General features: G+C 51.3%; 20 protein-coding genes and 3 tRNA genes. 11 read left to right on the top strand and 12 right to left on the bottom strand.

From position 1 onward, the window contains the following. Positions 1-36 precede the first annotated feature (36 nt). Complete coding sequence (locus HED65_RS15605; RefSeq protein WP_114979248.1) at positions 37-1,584, top strand: YjjI family glycine radical enzyme; 1,548 nt, start codon at positions 37-39, stop codon at positions 1,582-1,584. Then, positions 1,559-2,419, top strand: a complete 861-nt coding sequence (locus HED65_RS15600) for a YjjW family glycine radical enzyme activase (protein WP_114979247.1) — start codon at positions 1,559-1,561, stop codon at positions 2,417-2,419. The genes HED65_RS15605 and HED65_RS15600 overlap by 26 nt, the downstream gene beginning before the upstream one ends. On the opposite strand, the gene HED65_RS15595 is transcribed toward HED65_RS15600, so the two are convergent. The 8 genes from HED65_RS15595 to HED65_RS15560 all read right to left on the bottom strand — a co-directional run bounded on the left by HED65_RS15595 (position 2,414) and on the right by HED65_RS15560 (position 8,776). After that, positions 2,414-3,196 (bottom strand): TatD family hydrolase, encoded by a 783-nt coding sequence (locus HED65_RS15595; RefSeq protein WP_114979246.1) that lies wholly within the window; start codon positions 3,194-3,196, stop codon positions 2,414-2,416. The genes HED65_RS15600 and HED65_RS15595 overlap by 6 nt on opposite strands. Next, a complete protein-coding gene (locus HED65_RS15590; RefSeq protein WP_114979245.1) occupies positions 3,193-4,245 on the bottom strand; it encodes a patatin-like phospholipase family protein in 1,053 nt (350 codons plus the stop codon). Before HED65_RS15590 ends, HED65_RS15595 begins: the two co-directional genes overlap by 4 nt. A gap of 119 nt (positions 4,246-4,364) precedes the next feature. Then, on the bottom strand, positions 4,365-4,526 hold the full coding sequence (locus tag HED65_RS15585; RefSeq protein ID WP_032666762.1) for a DUF1328 domain-containing protein: 162 nt from the start codon (positions 4,524-4,526) through the stop codon (positions 4,365-4,367). Positions 4,527-4,653: 127 nt separating this feature from the next. Then, entirely contained in the window at positions 4,654-5,271 is a 618-nt protein-coding gene (osmY, locus tag HED65_RS15580) for a molecular chaperone OsmY (protein WP_114979243.1), read from the bottom strand. A gap of 300 nt (positions 5,272-5,571) precedes the next feature. After that, positions 5,572-7,161 (bottom strand): peptide chain release factor 3, encoded by a 1,590-nt coding sequence (prfC, locus tag HED65_RS15575; protein ID WP_028016590.1) that lies wholly within the window; start codon positions 7,159-7,161, stop codon positions 5,572-5,574. A gap of 92 nt (positions 7,162-7,253) precedes the next feature. Next, positions 7,254-7,931, bottom strand: coding sequence for a pyrimidine 5'-nucleotidase (yjjG, locus tag HED65_RS15570; protein ID WP_028016589.1), 678 nt, complete (start codon positions 7,929-7,931; stop codon positions 7,254-7,256). 19 nt (positions 7,932-7,950) lie between these two features. Beyond that, complete coding sequence (gene rimI / locus HED65_RS15565; protein ID WP_114979242.1) at positions 7,951-8,394, bottom strand: ribosomal protein S18-alanine N-acetyltransferase; 444 nt, start codon at positions 8,392-8,394, stop codon at positions 7,951-7,953. After that, positions 8,363-8,776 (bottom strand): DNA polymerase III subunit psi, encoded by a 414-nt coding sequence (locus HED65_RS15560; protein WP_114979241.1) that lies wholly within the window; start codon positions 8,774-8,776, stop codon positions 8,363-8,365. The genes rimI and HED65_RS15560 overlap by 32 nt, the downstream gene beginning before the upstream one ends. 102 nt (positions 8,777-8,878) lie before the next feature. Here HED65_RS15560 and rsmC point away from each other — a divergent pair, with 102 nt between their 5' ends. The 4 genes from rsmC to HED65_RS15540 all read left to right on the top strand — a co-directional run bounded on the left by rsmC (position 8,879) and on the right by HED65_RS15540 (position 10,400). Then, the gene (rsmC, locus tag HED65_RS15555; protein ID WP_114979240.1) at positions 8,879-9,907 is read left to right on the top strand and encodes a 16S rRNA (guanine(1207)-N(2))-methyltransferase RsmC; all 1,029 of its coding nucleotides are present in this window, start codon (positions 8,879-8,881) and stop codon (positions 9,905-9,907) included. A 172-nt stretch (positions 9,908-10,079) separates the two neighbouring features. Beyond that, positions 10,080-10,166 (top strand) — tRNA-Leu (locus HED65_RS15550). Positions 10,167-10,194: 28 nt separating this feature from the next. Next, positions 10,195-10,280 (top strand) — tRNA-Leu (locus tag HED65_RS15545). A gap of 33 nt (positions 10,281-10,313) precedes the next feature. Further along, a tRNA-Leu gene (locus HED65_RS15540) sits at positions 10,314-10,400 on the top strand. A 38-nt stretch (positions 10,401-10,438) separates the two neighbouring features. Here HED65_RS15540 and HED65_RS15535 read toward each other — a convergent pair. Next, positions 10,439-10,708, bottom strand: a complete 270-nt coding sequence (locus HED65_RS15535) for a DUF1435 domain-containing protein (protein WP_189338749.1) — start codon at positions 10,706-10,708, stop codon at positions 10,439-10,441. Positions 10,709-10,923: 215 nt separating this feature from the next. Here HED65_RS15535 and HED65_RS15530 point away from each other — a divergent pair, with 215 nt between their 5' ends. Further along, entirely contained in the window at positions 10,924-11,988 is a 1,065-nt protein-coding gene (locus HED65_RS15530; protein WP_114979239.1) for a GGDEF domain-containing protein, read from the top strand. Positions 11,989-12,082: 94 nt separating this feature from the next. Then, a complete protein-coding gene (gene fhuF / locus HED65_RS15525) occupies positions 12,083-12,871 on the top strand; it encodes a siderophore-iron reductase FhuF (RefSeq protein ID WP_114979238.1) in 789 nt (262 codons plus the stop codon). Positions 12,872-12,951: 80 nt separating this feature from the next. Here fhuF and HED65_RS15520 read toward each other — a convergent pair whose 3' ends face one another. Further along, positions 12,952-14,298, bottom strand: coding sequence for a PTS sugar transporter subunit IIC (locus HED65_RS15520; protein ID WP_028016583.1), 1,347 nt, complete (start codon positions 14,296-14,298; stop codon positions 12,952-12,954). A gap of 328 nt (positions 14,299-14,626) precedes the next feature. On the opposite strand from HED65_RS15520, the gene HED65_RS15515 reads away from it, so the two are divergent. Continuing rightward, complete coding sequence (locus HED65_RS15515) at positions 14,627-15,085, top strand: YbaK/EbsC family protein (protein WP_114979237.1); 459 nt, start codon at positions 14,627-14,629, stop codon at positions 15,083-15,085. Positions 15,086-15,121: 36 nt separating this feature from the next. On the opposite strand, the gene bglJ is transcribed toward HED65_RS15515, so the two are convergent. Both bglJ and HED65_RS15505 read right to left on the bottom strand, forming a co-directional pair. Further along, entirely contained in the window at positions 15,122-15,757 is a 636-nt protein-coding gene (gene bglJ / locus HED65_RS15510; protein ID WP_114979236.1) for a DNA-binding transcriptional activator BglJ, read from the bottom strand. Continuing rightward, positions 15,754-16,485 carry a helix-turn-helix transcriptional regulator gene (locus tag HED65_RS15505; RefSeq protein WP_114979235.1) on the bottom strand — a complete coding sequence of 244 codons (732 nt, stop codon included), beginning with the start codon at positions 16,483-16,485 and terminating at the stop codon, positions 15,754-15,756. The genes bglJ and HED65_RS15505 overlap by 4 nt, the downstream gene beginning before the upstream one ends. A gap of 413 nt (positions 16,486-16,898) precedes the next feature. Between HED65_RS15505 and HED65_RS15500 the strand changes: the two genes are divergently transcribed. Together HED65_RS15500 and HED65_RS15495 are read left to right on the top strand one after the other, a co-directional pair. Further along, positions 16,899-17,675 (top strand): threonine/serine exporter family protein, encoded by a 777-nt coding sequence (locus tag HED65_RS15500; RefSeq protein WP_114979234.1) that lies wholly within the window; start codon positions 16,899-16,901, stop codon positions 17,673-17,675. Continuing rightward, positions 17,666-18,139, top strand: coding sequence for a threonine/serine exporter (locus HED65_RS15495; protein ID WP_049007396.1), 474 nt, complete (start codon positions 17,666-17,668; stop codon positions 18,137-18,139). The genes HED65_RS15500 and HED65_RS15495 overlap by 10 nt, the downstream gene beginning before the upstream one ends. Positions 18,140-18,191 lie beyond the last annotated feature (52 nt).

Genomic DNA, 18,191 nt, shown 5'->3' with positions numbered 1-18,191 from the left:
CCGTTCATCATCCGCAGAATAATCAAGGAAGCGATCATGTCCCACTCCAGCCCCGACGCCCTGCAACAACGTTGCCAGCACATTGTGACAAGCCCGGTGTTAACCCCGGAACAAAAACGTCATTTCCTGGCGCTGGAAGCGGAAAACAACCTGCCTTATCCGGAACTCCCTCAGGCTGCGCGCGCCGCGCTGGACGAGGGTTTTATCTGCGATATGTTCGAAGGCCACGCACCCTACAAACCCCGCTATGTTCTGCCGGATTATGCTAAATTTCTGGCCAACGGCTCAGAATGGCTGGAGCTGGAAGGCGCGAAAGACCTGGATGACGCCCTTTCACTACTCACCATCCTTTACCACCATGTTCCATCCGTAACATCCATGCCTGTTTATCTGGGTCATCTTGATGTGTTACTGCAACCATATGTTAGAATTCTAACACAAGAAGAAGTTGATAGCCGAATAAAACGTTTCTGGCGCTATCTCGACCGAACGCTGCCGGATGCGTTTATGCACGCAAACATCGGGCCTGCTGACGGCCCCATCACCCGTGCAATTCTGCGTGCCGATGCAGAGCTGAAGCAGGTCGCGCCAAACCTCACCTTTATCTACGATCCAGATATTACCCCGGACGATTTACTGCTTGAGGTGGCAAAAAACATATGTAAATGCAGTAAACCGCATATTTCTAATGGCCCAATTAATGATAAAATTTTCACAAAAGGCCGTTACGGCGTGGTGAGTTGTTACAACTCCCTGCCGCTTGCAGGCGGTGGGAGCACCCTTGTACGCCTTAACCTCAAAACCATTGCTGAACGCAGCACATCCATTGAAGACTTCTTCACCCGCACGCTCCCGCATTACTGCCAGCAGCAAATTGCTATCATCGATGCACGCTGCGGTTTCCTGTATGAGCAATCTGGCTTCTTTGAGAATAGCTTCCTGGTAAAAGAGGGGCTGATTGATACCGATCGGTTTGTGCCTATGTTTGGGATGTACGGTCTGGCAGAAGCAGTGAACACACTTTGCGAAAAGGAAGGTATTGCAGGGCGCTACGGTAAAGACGAGCATGCCAACGCACTGGGCTACCGCATCAGTGGGCAGCTTGCGGCATTTGTGGAAAACACACCGGTGAAACACGGCTGGAAGCAACGCGCAATGCTGCATGCTCAGTCAGGGATCAGCTCTGACTCCGGCACGACACCGGGGGCGCGTCTGCCCTATGGAGATGAACCGGACCCAATCAACCATCTGCTGGCCGTAGCGCCGCATCATAAATACTACCACTCAGGGATCAGCGATATTTTGACCCTGGATGAGACGGTAAAACGCAACCCGCAGGCGGTGGTTCAGCTATGTCTTGGTGCGTTCAGAGCCGGTATGCGTGAATTCACCGCTAACGTATCCGGTAACGATCTGGTACGCGTGACCGGGTATATGGTGCGCTTGTCAGATCTTGAAAAATACCGTGAAACCGGATCACGTACTAATACCACGTGGCTTGGAGAAGAAGCCGCGCGTAACACCCGCATCCTGGAACGTCAGCCGCGCGTGATTAGCCATGAACAGCAGATGCGCTTTAGTTAGTCAGGTTATCCCTTTCTCCTGCGTGGACGGACCGGGCAGTCGCCTGGCACTGTTCCTGCAGGGATGTAACCTGCGCTGTAAAACCTGCCACAACCCGTGGACCATCGGGCGCTGCAACGACTGCGGTGACTGCGTGCCCCACTGTCCGCACGACGCGCTGACCATTCATGCCGGGCGCGTCTGGTGGCAGGAAAGTGACTGCCAGCAGTGCGACACCTGCCTCCACCAGTGCCAGCAGCAGGCAACGCCCATGGCGCATCGTTTTAGTGTGGAGGAGATCCTCACGCAAATCCGCAGAGCTGCGCCCTTTATTGAGGGTATTACGGTGAGTGGCGGTGAGGCTACCACGCAACTTCCTTTTCTGATCGCGCTTTTCACGGCGATCAAAACAGATCCCGCCCTGAGTCATCTAAGCTGTCTGGTGGACAGCAATGGCCTGTTAAGTGAAACCGGCTGGCAGAAACTCCTGCCGGTGCTGGATGGCGCGATGCTGGATCTAAAAGCGTGGGGAAATGAGCATCACCGTTTCCTGACAGGACGCGAAAACCCGCTGATTAAACAAAGCATTCGCTGGCTGGCCGATCATCACCGTTTGACGGAACTGCGCTTACTGGTCATCCCGGATCAGTGCGATTATATGGAACAAATCAAACCGCTGACGACGTTTATCCACGGGCTTGGAAACGTCCCGGTGCGTATCAACGCGTTTCATGCCCAGGGTGTTTACGGCGAAGCGGCGTCATGGCGTAGCGCTACACCGGAAGACGTTGAGCCGCTGGCGCTCGCACTGGAAAAACAGAAGATAACCGTGATCCGCCCGGCGCTTTATCTATAGTGTGATACCAAATACCGAGCGCGTATTCTCAAGCAAGGCATCAGCAATCACCTCTTCTGGCTCATCACGCAGCTCGCACAACGTGGCAAACACGCGTGCCGCCTGTTCCGGGCGATTCGGTTGCCCCTGAAAACCGTTAAGTGGCATATCGGGGGCGTCGGTTTCCAGTAATAACGCCGACAGGGGCAGTTGAGCCATTACGTCGCGGGTTTTGCTGGCGCGCGGATAAGTGATGGTTCCGCCCACGCCAATTTTATAGCCCAGTTCGGTAAAACGCTGCGCCTGCTGCAGGCTGCCGGAGAAACCGTGTACGACACCTCGCCGTGGTAGATCGATGCGTTTCAGGTGCATCGCCAGCTTATCGTGCGTGCGTCTTGAGTGGAGGATCACCGGCAGATCGTAACGCTTTGCCAGCCTGAGCTGCGCATCAAGGATCGTCTGCTGACGTTCAAACTGCGGATCCTCACGGTAAAGATCGAGGCCGATCTCACCGATGGCGACAAGTTTTTCTCCCGCGGTCTGCAGTACCTCATCAAGCCTCTCAATATGTTCATCAAGATGTCGTTCAATGACAATCGGATGGAGGCCGAGCGCGGCATAGAGCGCAGGATACTGCGTGGCAAGATCCAGCACACGGGAAAAGTAAGCAGCTTCAACTGACGGCACAATGATGGCCTGAACGCCTGCTTCAGCAGCTTTCGCAATACTTTGCTCTTCATCCCCTGTAAACGGTGGAAAATCAAAGTGGCAGTGGGTATCGACAAAGCAGTGCGTCACGCCAGATCCTCGTTGTCCAATAGAGCGTCATTCGCCTGCGGAATATCCACCAGCGGCATTGTCAGGGCATCATTAGCAACAATCGCAGGCGGCGTAATAATACGTTTATGCCGATGCAGCGGTGGTTGCTCCGCCAGCATTTTCCCCACCGTCGCCAGGAAGTAACGCCCGCACAGACGGCCCGTTTTATAATCTGCACGCAACGCCGGGACGCGGCTACCCAGCGCCATACTGACCAGCGGCTTCGGCGGATAGATTTCAAAAATACGCAGTTTTCCCGGAGGTTTTTCAATGAAACGCTGCATCGCGCCGTAGGTGGTTTCATGCTGCTTAGCGATGTTCACCAGCGGTTGCAGGCTGCTGTCGCCTAACCAGCGCTCCATGCGTTTAAACCACTGAGGGGTGTAGTACATTTGCGACGGTACGGTACGGATCACCACAATAGTTTTCGCTCCGCGCCGGGCAGCTTCCTGTACCGGTACCGCGTCACTGATCCCCCCATCCAGATAACTGATACCATCCAGCTGTGCACCGGTACGATAAAAACCGGGAATGGCACTTGAGGCACGAATGATATCCAGCCAGTTTTCCTTCTGCGGAGAGAAATACCCCGGTGAATAATCATCTCCCCGGCTGGCGCACATCCAGAATGCTTTCCCGCTATCAAACAGGCGCGCTGCAGTGTCCATGGCCAGCGGCATCTGACTGGAGGTAGATTCCAACAGCCAGTCGAGATCAATCAGATTGCCGCCACGCACAAAGCGCACCGGATTAAAAAATTCTTTCGCCGTGGTATAGCGCATAATCACTTTTCGCGCATAACCTGGCTGGTTACAGACATAGGCAGACAGGTTCTGCGCCCCCGCAGAGGTGCCGAAGTAAAGGTCAAACGGGTTGAATTGCGCGCGCATAAATTCATCCAGCACGCCCGCAGTGAAAATGCCACGCTGCCCGCCCCCCTCACAGACCAGCGCGAGCTGACCTGCGCGAAACGGCTTTAACGTGAGCGGCGCGATATTGCCGAGCGTAACGGGAATTCGTTGCCCCACCTCTGCTTTCCTGTTTTGATTATTCTGTAACAACACAGTAACGCACCCGACCAGTAACGCAAATAAGAAAAAGCCAGTCGTAGTGACTGGCTTTTTTTGTTGAAGGAATATTGCGTTTGCTATGGACGTCGACGCCCGGTAAACAGGCTGACCAGGAACAGAATAATACCCACGACGAAGACAACTTTTGCTGCCCATGCCGCAGTACCCGCCAGTCCACCAAAGCCCAATGCGGCGGCAATTAACGCGATAACCAGAAATATAATGCCCCAACGAAACATAAGCTTCTCCTTTACCATAGTTAATGTCGGCCGCTAATTGTGAGCGCTCAGGCCACCCACCGGCGTTTTTCCAGAGTCGTTCTTATTTCGCCCGTGGGCGTTAACCCGACGGACGAATGGTCCAGATTTATTTCGCTTTCAGATCGTTTTTAACGCTTTTCACACCATCAATGGCTTTCGCAATAGACTCGGCGCGTTCGATTTGCGCCTGCGAATCGACTGTCCCGGAAAGCTGAACCACACCATCGGTGGTTTCCACTTTCACCTTACGGGATGGCACGATATCATCTGCTAAAAGTTTAGCTTTGATTTCGCTGGTCGTAGCAGCATCACCGGCATAACCTTTCACCGACGTGTTTTTGCTGTCACGCACGTGGAGTTTATCGCTCACGGATGTAACACCTTCGACACCCTTCGCCACTTTTACTGCCTGTTCGGCCTGAGCCTGGCTTTCAACAAAACCACTCAGCGTGACCACTTTCTCGTCGGTCTTAACGGAAATATCGGTGCTCTTAATCGCTTCATCATCCACCAGCGCGGCTTTAACTTTTGCTGTAATTGAGCTGTCATCCATGAAATTACCGACTTTATTCATAGAGCTATCGATTTTTTGCCCTGCGGTATCGGCAGTGGACTGTGCTTTATCCATGGCACTGCTTTCCGCCAGGGCGGAGCCGCTAACCAGAACACTACCCAGAGTCACAGCCAGCAGAGTTTTAGAAATCTTCAGTCTTGTCATATTCATCGATGTATTCCTGTGTTTACCCGTTATTCGGGCTACGTACTTCCTTAGTAGTTTTATATATTGCGAATAATCACACGAGCGAGATGGACAACCAAAAACCATTCAAAAAAGCAGTTAATTAATCCAGGCCCGGTGTTAAACACTGAGTTAAATATAGATCACTCTCACAGTATCGCTTTCAGATTTGGTCAAAAAATAACCAATAAACGCGTAAATGCAGAGAATTAAGAACATTCCGCAAGGGATTAATAAGACAGGAATTAAAGAAGAGCACGGCGATTACCGTGCTCTGAGAGAAGATTAGTGCTCGCGTGTTTTGCGGAACTGAACGTCAGGATAGCGTTCCTGGGTCAGGTTCAGGTTAACCATGGTTGGGGCGATGTACGTCAGGTTATCGCCACCATCGAGCGCCAGCTGAATTTCGTTCTTACGCTTAAACTCTTCGAATTTTTTCACGTCAGAACACTCAACCCAGCGCGCGGTCGCCACGTTTACGGATTCGTAAATCGCTTCAACGTTATATTCGCTCTTAAGACGAGCCACCACCACGTCAAACTGCAACACCCCCACCGCACCGACGATCAGATCGTTGTTTGCGATTGGGCGGAACACCTGTACCGCGCCCTCTTCGGAAAGCTGTACCAGGCCTTTCAGCAGCTGTTTCTGCTTCAGTGGATCGCGCAGACGAATACGGCGGAACAGCTCCGGCGCAAAGTTCGGGATGCCGGTGAACTTCATCATTTCACCCTGGGTGAAGGTATCGCCGATCTGGATCGTGCCATGGTTATGCAAGCCGATGATGTCACCCGGATACGCTTCTTCAACATGTGAACGGTCACCCGCCATGAAGGTCAGCGCGTCGGAAATCACCACGTCTTTACCAATACGCACCTGGCGCAGTTTCATGCCCTTTTCATATTTACCGGACACAACGCGCATAAAGGCCACGCGGTCGCGGTGTTTCGGGTCCATGTTGGCCTGAATTTTAAATACGAAACCGGTGAACTTCTCTTCCTGCGCTTCCACTTCACGGGTGTCGGTTTTACGTGGCATCGGCTGCGGAGCCCACTCCACCAGACCATCCAGCATGTGGTCGACACCAAAGTTACCCAGCGCGGTACCAAAGAATACCGGCGTGATTTCACCGCTCAGGAACAGCTCTTTGTCGAACTCATGAGACGCGCCTTTCACCAGCTCCAGCTCGTCGCGCAGCTGTGCGGCCAACTCTTCACCTACCGCCGTATCCAGATCCGGGTTATCCAGACCTTTCACGATGCGCACTTCCTGGATAGTGTGGCCTTTACCGGTCTGATACAGGTAAGTTTCGTCTTTATAAAGGTGGTAAACCCCTTTGAACAACTTGCCACAGCCGATTGGCCAGGTGATTGGCGCACAGGCGATTTTCAGCTCGTTTTCCACTTCATCCATCAGCTCCATCGGATCACGGATGTCACGGTCGAGTTTGTTCATGAAAGTGAGGATCGGCGTATCGCGCAGACGGGTAACTTCCATCAGCTTACGGGTACGATCTTCTACACCTTTTGCGGCGTCGATCACCATCAGACAGCAGTCAACCGCCGTCAGCGTACGGTAGGTATCTTCGGAGAAATCTTCGTGCCCCGGGGTGTCCAGCAGGTTCACCAGGCAGTTGTGATACGGGAACTGCATCACGGAGGTGGTAATCGAAATACCACGCTGCTTTTCCATCTCCATCCAGTCGGATTTCGCATGCTGGCTGGAGCCACGGCCTTTAACCGTACCGGCAGTCTGAATCGCCTGTCCGAACAGCAGCACCTTTTCGGTGATGGTCGTTTTACCGGCATCCGGGTGCGAGATAATGGCAAAAGTGCGGCGCTTGGCCACCTCTTGCAGATAAGGAGACAACGTCATAATCAAATCTTCTTATTTAAGCGCGGCAGCACGCCACGCATCATGGAATACGAAAAATGCGGCTATTTTACCCATCAATGGGGGGCAGGCAATCATTGTTTACACAGGAGTTGCTCCAGTTCGTTCAACGACGTCACGGTCCAGGTCGGTTCGATACCTTCAGGCTTCACGCGACCGTGCGCATTCAGCCAGACGGTCGACAAGCCCGAGTTCATGCCACCCAGAATATCCGACTCGGCGGTGTCACCTACCATCAGTACCCGTTCGCGGTCAGGGTTGCCTGCCTGCGCCAGCGCGTAATCAAAAATACGCGGATCGGGTTTTGGTACGCCCACTTCTTCTGAAATCACCAGCGCATCGAAATGATCACGCAGGCCGGTACGTTCAAGACGGATTTGCTGTAATGCGGTAAACCCGTTGGTAATGATGCCCAGTTTCGCCTTGCCTTTCAGAGAATCAAGCAGGGAAACCGCACCCGGCAGCGGCGCACAGATATCAGCCATCGCATTCAGGAAGGCATCGTTCAGCGTTCCCGGACTCACCTTTAAACGTTCCGCCCAGACGTCAAAACGCTGATGCTGAAGTTGTAACGCGGTGATGGCACCGTTCTGGTAATCCACCCACAGCGGTTTATTCACCGCCTGATAGTCCTGAAAATCCTCAGCGGTGAAGGTTACGCTATAGTCGAGAAACATCCGCTGTAGACCACCGAACGCGTCGAACGTAAACAGCGTTTCGTCGGCATCAAAGAAAATCCAGTCCCATTTCATCGTTACAACCTTATTTTCGTTATCCAATCGGCAGAGCCATTATGATGGCGTCTTCACGTCCCTCTGTGGTGGGGTAATAGTTGCGGCGGATTGTCGCCTCATTAAAGCCTAAACTTTCATAGAGCGCGATGGCGGCGACATTCGATGCGCGCACTTCCAGCCACAGGGTGAAAACGTCACGGGTTTCGAGCTCACGGATGAGGTGCTCAAGCAGCTCTCTTCCCAACCCACGACGCTGAAACGCAGGATCAACCGCGATATTAAACAGCGTCGCCTCATCAAGAACAACCTGTGTGATTGCGAAGGCGGCCATGGTGCCGTCAACATCCAGGCGGTAATTCAGATACCGCTCGCCCTGATTACTGGCGAAGGTCTTTTCGCTCCACGGAAAGGCATGGGCGCGTGTTTCAATCGCAAACGCTGTGGTCAGGTCAGGCGTCGTGAGGGAAGAAATCGTGTTCATATTCGCAGATTTGTTGCCATAGCGCGCTACGCGCTTTTGGGTTGGCTTTCAGTTCGTCCAGCGCTGGCGAGCAGATCTGGCTCCCCCGGAGGGGGATTTCGTTCGTCTCTCCGATACGCCAGCTGTTACAGCGGCTATCAGGAGGAAGCATAGCGACCCGTTCTGGTGTCAGCTGTAAAACCTGGTCGGCAGTCAGCTTCAGGCTGCGAAGGACATCACCAATCAGGGGTTCATTCAGGGCAGGCAGTTCTTCCGCCACCATCACCAGGCGAACGTGCGCAGGGATGGATATGGCGATTTCGCCCTGCAACGCCGTCGGGCGACGCAAAGCCCACTGGGTGATACCCAGTTGCTGCAACTGCCAGTCTCGTCGGGATGTCATAGGGAAAACTCCTGTCTCTCAGGCGCGCAAATATAGCAAATGTGTCGAAAGTGCGCCATCTACCTACTATAATCCCCGCCTGAGTTTATTGAGGAACAATTCATGTCTGCATTTACCCCGGCAAGTGAAGTCTTGCTGCGTCACAGTGATGATTTCGAAGAAAGCCGTATTCTGTTTGCCGGAGATATGCAGGATGACCTGCCCGCGCGTTTCGACTGTGCTGAAAGCCGTGCCCACACCCAATATTATCACCACTGGCAGGTCCTGAGCCGCCAGATGGGCGAGCGCGCGCGCTTTAGCCTGGTCGCAGAGCAGAGCGATATCGCTGACTGCGATACGCTGATCTACTACTGGCCGAAGAACAAACCGGAAGCCCAGTTCCAGCTGATGAACCTGCTCTCCTTGCTGCCAGTGGGTTGCGATATCTTCATCGTCGGTGAAAACCGCAGTGGTGTGCGCAGCGCCGAGCAAATGCTGGAAGCGTACGCGCCACTGAATAAAGTCGACAGCGCCCGCCGCTGTGGCTTGTACCATGGTCGTCTGGAAAAACAGACAACGTTTGATGCACAAGCTTACTGGGATGAGTATCAGCTTGACGGTCTGACCATCAAAACACTCCCAGGCGTATTCAGCCGTGACGCGCTGGATACGGGCAGTAAGCTGCTGCTTTCAACCCTTACTCCGCACACCAAAGGCAAAGTGCTGGACGTGGGCTGTGGCGCGGGAGTGCTTTCAACGGTTCTTGCCAGCCATTCGCCAAAAGTGCGTTTAACCCTGTGTGATGTGAGTGCGCCAGCGGTAGAAGCCAGCCGCGCAACGCTTGCCGCAAACGGAATCGAAGGTGAAGTGATTGCCAGCAACGTCTTCTCCGACATTACGGGTCGTTTCGACATGATTATCTCTAACCCGCCGTTCCATGATGGCATGGAGACCAGTCTTGAAGCCGCGCAAACACTGATCCGTGGCGCAGTTCGTCACCTTAACAGTGGCGGGGAGCTGCGCATCGTCGCTAACGCCTTCCTCGCGTACCCGAAAGTGCTGGACGAAACCTTCGGCTTCCACGAAGTGATCGCTCAGACCGGTCGCTTTAAGGTTTACCGCACGGTGATGACGCGTCAGGCCAAAAAATAATCTCCAATCCTGTAGGCCGGATAAGCGCAAGCGCCATCCGGCTCCACATGGCACCGCCATCGGCCATTTTTCCAGCAATCAAGGTGTCGCGCGCACTTTTCTGTTGACGTAAAGCTGAAAACATCTAGAATGCGCCTCCGTGGTTACGATACTTTTACAGTATCGATGGTATGCGAAGGTGGCGGAATTGGTAGACGCGCTAGCTTCAGGTGTTAGTGTCCTTACGGATGTGGGGGTTCGAGTCCCCCCCCTCGCACCATAAATCACGTTGATATTGCTCGCACTGGGCGAAGGTGGCGGAATTGGTAGACGCGCTAGCTTCAGGTGTTAGTGTCCTTAGGATGTGGGGGTTCGAGTCCCCCCCCTCGCACCAACGAGGCGATATCAAAAATAGTAAGATGACTGTGCGAAGGTGGCGGAATTGGTAGACGCGCTAGCTTCAGGTGTTAGTGTCCTTACGGATGTGGGGGTTCGAGTCCCCCCCCTCGCACCAATTATCTTACAACCCTTCTGAATGTCTTCTTTTCCCTGTTATTTCAAACTCATCAGTATTACCAGAATTCCACTGACCAGTGCTACACACGATGGCAGTAAAACAAAGTGGCGTAACTGCTTATGCCATATCATTCCTGACGTGACTAATAATCCTGACACAATGATGGCTTTCCAGACATTGATGGAGAGATCGGCAAACATCAAGCCACCGAGAATCGCTCCCGGCAGTAATACACCCCAACCACTTCCCAGTGCCCTGTTCAGCATGACTTGCCCTTTCACATTGATAATGATAACCAATATCATATGAAATAAATTATCATTTGCCAACATGATGAATCAAAATCCGTCGACCTTTACCTTTCCCATAATGACAGGAATTGCCTAAGGTGATAAATTGCACACCTGTTAACTACACCTAAAGATTTTCTGATAATTACTCTTTGAGTTTTTTACTTTTTTTATTGCGACACAACACCTATTTATTTGTTTTAATTAAATTTTAATAAAAACGTACTACTATGACATCACAATCCTGGCGGTCTTTGGTTCACAGAAAATATCAATTATCGTTACGTTTATTTTTATTCCTGAACGCAACATCAGCCGTGTTCTCGGTAACAAACCCACTTAATTCTGTGCGCGTGTTCTCTTTCCCTCTGATTGCTATTTTCTCCATCAGCACAGGCCTGCTCGCCTTGCACTGGAGGAAAAGGACACGGAAGATCAATATTCCTGTTATTTCAGGGATCTTCGGTATTTTGTGGGCCTGGCAAATTGTCTCAAAATTTTCACTAATTACTCACGACCATATGACGTATTTGATAATAGCGCTATTAACAGTGCTTTTTATCGGTACGCTGGCATTCGCCAGTAATATCGTGGCATTCATACTGCACTCATTACCCACCTTTATTGTCTGTCTGTGGCTAAGTAACCACGATATATGGCTGAGAATAGCCTATTCTTTCGCACTTCCTGTGGTGGCAATTGCTATTCATAACATTTTGCAAAGACGTAACGATCGTTTTGCTCAGGAGCTGCTCTCTCGTTTACTGGAAGAACGGGAAACCCTCACCGATCTCAGCATGATGGATCCCCTCACCGGACTCTATAATCGTCGCGGCCTGCAAAGCCGTCTGGAGAACCTGCCAGCGGTTGAAAATGGCGAACACTTTGTCCTGCTGATGGATATCGACCACTTTAAGGCCTATAACGACCACTACGGCCATATGATGGGCGACCAGGCATTGAAACGCGTCTCTGCGGCAATTCGCGACGCCGTGCGTTCTCGCGATATTGTGGCGCGCTTTGGCGGGGAAGAATTTATGGTGCTGCTGACCAATATTTCACTCGAACATGCCCGCCAGACGGCAGAGCGGATCCGTCAGAAAGTCTACGATTTGAAAATCCCGCATCTGTTTAACGAAAGCGTTGCGACAAATGTCACCATCAGCATTGGTATTGCTATTTTCGAGGATGAAGACGTGGAAGGCGCGCTGGAAAAAGCGGACAAAGCTCTCTACGAAGCCAAGCATATGGGACGCAATAATATTCTGCTTAGTGAAGGCCTTCAGTCGGCTTAAGCACGAGGTCGTTTAACCAGGACAAAAGTCTTGCCATTGGTTTGAGCAATAGTTAGGATTGGCAATCATTATCATTTAGATTTCCATCAATGCTATGGCCACACAGACCGCACACATTGCTGAACCACTCCTCTGGCGGGCTCCCCTCGCCAGCGGGAATACTTCGCTTGCGGATGCCATACGGGATAAGATTGCGAAAACTCGTGCTCATCTGCTGGACTTTATCCGGCTTGATGAAGCGCCCCCGCAGCACGCCATGACGCTTTCTGAGTGGCGGCAACCAGCCCAACTGCAATCATTGCTGGCCACCTATTCCGACCATATCTATCGTCATCAACCAACCCTTAAGCGGGAAAATAAACCCCTGCTCTCTCTCTGGGCGCAGTGGTATATCGGACTGATGGTGCCTCCCCTCATGCTGGCGTTGTTAACGCAAAAGAGCATGCTGGAACTTTCGCCGGATAACTTCCATGTCGAGTTTCACGAAACTGGGCGTGCAGCCTGTTTCTGGATTGATCTCCATGAAGACCAGGCCTCAGAGCCACTTACTGCTCAGGAGCGTATGGAGCTGCTTATCACTCAGGCTCTGATTCCGGTGGTTAATGCCCTTGAAGAGACGGGTGAGATTAACGGGAAACTTATCTGGAGTAATACCGGGTATTTAATCCACTGGTATTTAACGGAAATGAAGCCTCTGCTTGGTGATGAGATCGTTGACACCCTGCGTCAGTCCTGTTTCTTTGCAAAACAACTTTCTGATGGCAGTGAAAACCCGTTATTCCGTTCCGTAGTTCTCCGTGACGGACTTCTGGTTCGTCGCACCTGCTGCCAGCGTTATCGCCTGCCGGACGTTAAGCAGTGCGGGGATTGCACGCTGAAATAGTGCACTGAATTGCCCGGTGGCGCTTCGCTTACCGGGCCTACAAAAACCTCAACTCGTAGCCGCCACCCGGCACAACGCTTTTAAGCCACCTGCTGATTTTCCTCTTCCGCGTTACGCTGCGCTTCCTCGGCTTCCTGCTCCAGCAGCTGCTTCTCGTAAACTTTGAAGAATGGGAAGTAGATTATTGCTGATACGCAGGCCAGAACAACGACCAGAATGGCTGCGCGGAAATCCCAGCCAAGGGCCCATGCGGCGCCAATCGGAGCGGGTGCTGTCCAGGGCACGACTGAAATGACACGGCCAATCAGATCAAATGACATCGCCGCCCAGGCCAGCACGGCGTTCACCATAGGGGCCAACAGAAACGGAATAAAGAACACTGGGTTCATCACAATCGGCGTACCGAAAATGACAGGTTCGTTAATGTTAAAGAAGCTTGGTACCACGCTCAAACGCCCAATAGAGCGTAAATGTGCTGAACGACTGCGCAGGTAGCAAATCACCAGCCCCATTGTGGCTCCCGACCCGCCAATCACGATAAAGAACGTCCAGAATGCTTCCATAAAAATATGCGGCAGAGGCTGGCTGGCTGCCAGCGCAGTCTGGTTAGCCCCCAGGTTAGTCAGCCAGAACATCTGTAACATCCCGGAGACAATGGCAGCTCCGTGGATCCCGGCGAACCAGAGCAAATGACCAATCAACACAGCTAACAGAATCGCAGGCAGCGAGTCCGCGGCAGAAACCAAAGGCTTAAAGACTGACATAATCGCCTGCGGTATCAGCATGTCAAACTGAGACTGAATAATCAGGCTCAGCGGATAGAGCGTCAACACCACTACCAGCACCGGGATCAGCAAGTCGAAAGAGTTTTTGATCATCGGGGGAACCTGGTCTGGCAGGCGAATACCAATGTTATGCGCTTTAAGGAAACGCATCATCTCAACACAGTAAATAGCCACCAGAATCGCGGTAAAGATGCCCGTCCCACCCAGGCTGTCTACAGGAAGTGTGCCTTTGGTTTTAGGTGCCGCGACCAGGAGAAACGCCATCAGAGACAGCATGGCGCACATAAATGGGTCTAACTGATGCGATTTGACATAGTGTTTGCCAAGGTTATAGGCAATGGCCGCACAGATATAAATGGACATAATACCCATCGTCATATCAAACGGCGTCAGGATCTGGCCTTCAAATTGCTTCGCCATATCCAGCCAGGCGCGCGCAAAACCCCAGGTGGTATCAGGCGAAAACGGTGGGTAAGCGAACACTAACAAAAATGAGCCCACAATCATAAATGGCATCGCGGAGATGAATCCATCACGGATAGCCATGACATGACGCTGGGAAGAGATCCGCCCGGCTATCGGGCTGACGTAATTTTCAACAAAACGGAATATCAGGTTAAACGCAGCATGGTTGGCAGACATGGCAGATCTCCTGTCAGACGTTTGTTACTGGCACATTCGTGCCACACGTTGTTCCATAAATCAGCTTCACAACCTTGCTGGCTTGTGTACCAGCGGTACTGCTCAGACTAAATGGTTTCATAATTTGCTCTTATTATTGGATACAGGGAACGTTACGTACTCAGTATTAATCTACGCACCACGCTCTGCAACCGGTTACTGTAACCGGTTTCTGTGATTGTGAAGATGATCCAGAAATCAGCTATATGGGATATTTGTTACTTAAGAGATATTTACAGAGCATAAATTCTTATGACAGATTACGCAGGATATTTGTCAGGAGGAAACAATGAGTTTGCAGTCTGTACAGCAGTTTTTTGCCGACAACGCTCCGGATATAGACGTTATTGAACTGAGTCAGAGTACCGCCACCGTTGCACTCGCTGCAGCCGCCCATCGTGTTGAACCGGGACAAATTGCCAAGACCCTGTCATTGAAGGTGAAAAACGAGGTGATTCTGATCGTCGCGAAAGGAGATGCGCGTCTGGATAACAAAAAACTGAAAGACACCTTTGGCGCGAAAGCACGCATGCTCAGCAGTGATGAAGTGGTGACCATCACTGGTCATCCTGTCGGTGGTGTTTGTCCGTTCGGGCTGGAAAACCCGCTTGCAGTTTACTGCGATATTTCTTTAAAACAGTACGCTGAAGTACTTCCTGCTGCTGGCGCGATCCACAGTGCAGTACGTATTTCACCTGACAGGATGGCAGAGCTAACATCCGCAAAATGGGTTGATGTGTGCATCTGATTGATGCGCCAGAGATTATCTGGCGCGCAAGGCAGGTTATAAAAATGTGGGTTTGCGGAGTGTCGTATTCAGCGGTTCTCGTGCCGGGAGGTGCGTAAGAATATCCGCTGCATCAAGCAGCCCTACGTCAGAACTCACTCCCAACTTCACCATCGCATTAAACTTATGTGCCCGGATGGTCTTAATATTGCGTTCAAGCTGTGCGGCAATTTCAGGAATGGAATACCCGCAAGACATATAACGCAAAATGGCCCGCTCCGTGGGGCTTAACATCCTGTTTTGACTGCAATACCAGTGGTTCAGCATATTGTCATTGATGCGCAGCGTTTCACCCAACAACACCACGAGCTCCTTCTGCAGATGCTCAAGTGTTACTGATTTACTGACCACTCCGTGAAGACGTGAAGGCGAGAGATGGCTAATTAACCGCGCTTCCATCTCATTCGATGCCAGAATAATGCGTTGAATATGGCTATGGGTAAACGCGAGATCCCGCACGTGTGCCAGGCAATTACGACGCTCTTCCCGCGCATCGGAAAGTGAATAGATCAGCGAGAAAAAATTAGTCTGGTGAAGTGCCTTCTTAAAGCCCTCAAATCCACTAAATAAGTGCAACTGGTAATGGTTAAGGGGGGGCATAGCAAAAAGATGCTGCAGCCCAACAGCACTCATTGAACAATTTTCGATAATGGCGATGTGTCTTGTTGAATCGGTTTTTTCCATTCCTCGAACTCTCCATAGGCTGATATTAAACTCAGCTCTCTCATTCCCTGTGTACTACTGATCCAGGCATACATATCGGCGTTAGACCGCAATGACAGCCGTCGCATCGCACTGTTTTTCTGTGCACTTATCGTTTTATTGCTCTTCTTGAGCAAGGTGGCAATTTGATTAATCCCCCATCCCTTACCTAACAAACGTAATACTTTGCGTTCAGAGTGCGTGAGCGCAATAACGTGTTCGTCTTCAGCACTCTGAGGTTCTGGTGTTAATAACGTCTGGCTTATCCGTTCAGCACGCTCGCTACCGCCCCGGATAGCATTAATCACGCCGTCGATGGGTTCCATATCAGAAAGCAGCGTGCTTTCTGGTCGCATAAGCAACTCAACCGCTATCGGGTACAGAGGCCGGGAGACTAAGAAGATCCAGTGTATTTCCCGGTATTGGTTCAATAAACTGTAGTACTCTTCGAGTGAGCCCCGGGGGTTTCTGTACTCACCTGAAATATCGGCGATAATCACATCTGCACGGCGTAACTGAAGCAACGTTAGCTCCTGCAGTGAGCGACAAAAGGTCAATTCAAAATCGGGGAAGTGGCGTGCCATAACGCCTGCAAACCCTTTTTGCATCACGGGTACCCGGCTAATGACTACGCAATGTTTACCATGTAATGACAACATAGACCCTCCGTGTCCATTTTTCATTTGATGAGTAACGTTAAAACGCATCAACGTAATAAGTATTTTCGTCCCTGAGTGTAAAACAGATTAATACAAGCAGAAGATGAGATATGTTTCTGACTTAAGAAATGCCTAAAACGGCGATAATATCTCATAAAGCGCAAATAAATTTAATTACGAACTCATTAATATATCGACAATATAAATTTAGAATAACTAAATATAAATATTTTATGTTATCGCATTAATAATTCACCATTGTTATGAATTAAATCGAAAACCCTTTCCTGATACGGGTTGCAACTGTTTGCATAAATCTTGATCTGACCCACAGCAAGGGGGACTGCACTTTGTGTTAAAAGTAAGCATCACGGGCCAAACCGCTAACATCCATTTTCTCTTCAGGACAATACATGCAGGCAGATCGGTCAACGCAGCGTGCTATCACGCGGCTATGTATTCAGTGCGGTCTTTTTCTGCTCCAGCACGGTGCGGAAAGCGCGCTAGTCGAGGAACTCTCAACACGCCTGGGGCTGGCGTTAGGTATGGATAGCGTTGAAAGCGCGATCTCTTCAAACGCCATTGTGCTGACCACGATCAAAGATGGCCAATGCCTGACCTCCACCCGCAAAAACCACGACCGCGGCATTAACATGCACGTCGTCACCGAAGTGCAGCATATCGTCATTCTTGCTGAACATAAGCTGCTCGACCACAATGAGATTGAAAAAAAATTCAACCAAATAAAGCCATTACGTTACCCACGCTGGCTTGTCGTGCTTATGGTGGGGCTGTCGTGCGCCTGTTTTTGTAAGCTCAACAAAGGCGGCTGGGACGGCGCAATCATTACATTTTTCGCCAGCAGCATCGCGATGTATGTCCGTCAATTGCTGACACACCGGCAAATGCACCCACAAATCAATTTCTGTATTACCGCTTTTGTCGCCACCACGGTGTCTGGTCTACTCCTGCGCATGCCGCAGTTTGCTAACACACCCACTGTTGCCATGGCCGCCAGTGTGCTTCTGCTGGTCCCGGGTTTCCCGTTGATTAACGCCGTCGCCGATATGTTTAAAGGGCACATTAATACCGGTCTGGCACGTTGGGCTATCGCCAGCCTTCTGACGCTGGCGACCTGCATCGGGGTCGTTATGGCCATGACTCTCTGGGGGTTACGCGGATGGGCGTGATAGATTTTCTGCTGGCACTGGTACAGGACATGCTTCTGGCCGCCATTCCTGCCGTTGGCTTTGCTATGGTCTTTAATGTTCCGCAACGTGCTCTCCCGTGGTGTGCCCTGCTGGGTGCGATTGGTCATGGGTCGCGGATGGTCATGATGACGGCAGGTTTTAACATCGAATGGTCGACATTTATGGCGTCTATGCTGGTCGGTAGTATCGGCATTCAGTGGTCGCGCTGGTATCTGGCGCATCCCAAAGTGTTCACCGTTGCCGCCGTTATCCCGATGTTCCCGGGCATATCTGCCTACACGGCGATGATTTCTGCGGTAAAAATCAGCCATTTTGGCTACACAGAGCCACAGATGATCCTCCTTCTGAGCAACTTCCTTAAGGCCTCTTCCATTGTCGGCGCGCTCTCTATTGGGCTGTCGATCCCGGGATTGTGGCTGTACCGCAAACGCCCACGCGTTTGATATTTGTGTTTTTCGCTGCCGTGGGGATAATCGTCCTGGTCCGTTTGGTGAA

Origin of the sequence: Pantoea sp. LS15, assembly GCF_012241585.1 — a bacterium.
Taxonomy (GTDB): Bacteria; Pseudomonadota; Gammaproteobacteria; order Enterobacterales; family Enterobacteriaceae; genus Enterobacter.
Note: the sequence above shows the minus strand (reverse complement) of the source record. Positions and strands in the feature narration are given on the sequence as shown.

Coding starts and splice junctions, on each gene's coding strand:
- rimI (WP_114979242.1), bottom strand. CDS start 8,394: ATGAACACGATTTCTTCCCTCACGACGCCTGACCTGACCACAGCGTTT.
- HED65_RS15515 (WP_114979237.1), top strand. CDS start 14,627: ATGAGTTTGCAGTCTGTACAGCAGTTTTTTGCCGACAACGCTCCGGAT.
- yjjG (WP_028016589.1), bottom strand. CDS start 7,931: ATGAAATGGGACTGGATTTTCTTTGATGCCGACGAAACGCTGTTTACG.
- HED65_RS15495 (WP_049007396.1), top strand. CDS start 17,666: ATGGGCGTGATAGATTTTCTGCTGGCACTGGTACAGGACATGCTTCTG.
- fhuF (WP_114979238.1), top strand. CDS start 12,083: ATGGCCACACAGACCGCACACATTGCTGAACCACTCCTCTGGCGGGCT.
- HED65_RS15530 (WP_114979239.1), top strand. CDS start 10,924: ATGACATCACAATCCTGGCGGTCTTTGGTTCACAGAAAATATCAATTA.
- HED65_RS15520 (WP_028016583.1), bottom strand. CDS start 14,298: ATGTCTGCCAACCATGCTGCGTTTAACCTGATATTCCGTTTTGTTGAA.
- HED65_RS15505 (WP_114979235.1), bottom strand. CDS start 16,485: ATGTTGTCATTACATGGTAAACATTGCGTAGTCATTAGCCGGGTACCC.
- HED65_RS15560 (WP_114979241.1), bottom strand. CDS start 8,776: ATGACATCCCGACGAGACTGGCAGTTGCAGCAACTGGGTATCACCCAG.
- HED65_RS15535 (WP_189338749.1), bottom strand. CDS start 10,708: ATGATATTGGTTATCATTATCAATGTGAAAGGGCAAGTCATGCTGAAC.
- HED65_RS15585 (WP_032666762.1), bottom strand. CDS start 4,526: ATGTTTCGTTGGGGCATTATATTTCTGGTTATCGCGTTAATTGCCGCC.
- HED65_RS15605 (WP_114979248.1), top strand. CDS start 37: ATGTCCCACTCCAGCCCCGACGCCCTGCAACAACGTTGCCAGCACATT.
- osmY (WP_114979243.1), bottom strand. CDS start 5,271: ATGAATATGACAAGACTGAAGATTTCTAAAACTCTGCTGGCTGTGACT.
- HED65_RS15500 (WP_114979234.1), top strand. CDS start 16,899: ATGCAGGCAGATCGGTCAACGCAGCGTGCTATCACGCGGCTATGTATT.
- HED65_RS15600 (WP_114979247.1), top strand. CDS start 1,559: ATGAACAGCAGATGCGCTTTAGTTAGTCAGGTTATCCCTTTCTCCTGC.
- rsmC (WP_114979240.1), top strand. CDS start 8,879: ATGTCTGCATTTACCCCGGCAAGTGAAGTCTTGCTGCGTCACAGTGAT.
- bglJ (WP_114979236.1), bottom strand. CDS start 15,757: ATGAGTGCTGTTGGGCTGCAGCATCTTTTTGCTATGCCCCCCCTTAAC.
- prfC (WP_028016590.1), bottom strand. CDS start 7,161: ATGACGTTGTCTCCTTATCTGCAAGAGGTGGCCAAGCGCCGCACTTTT.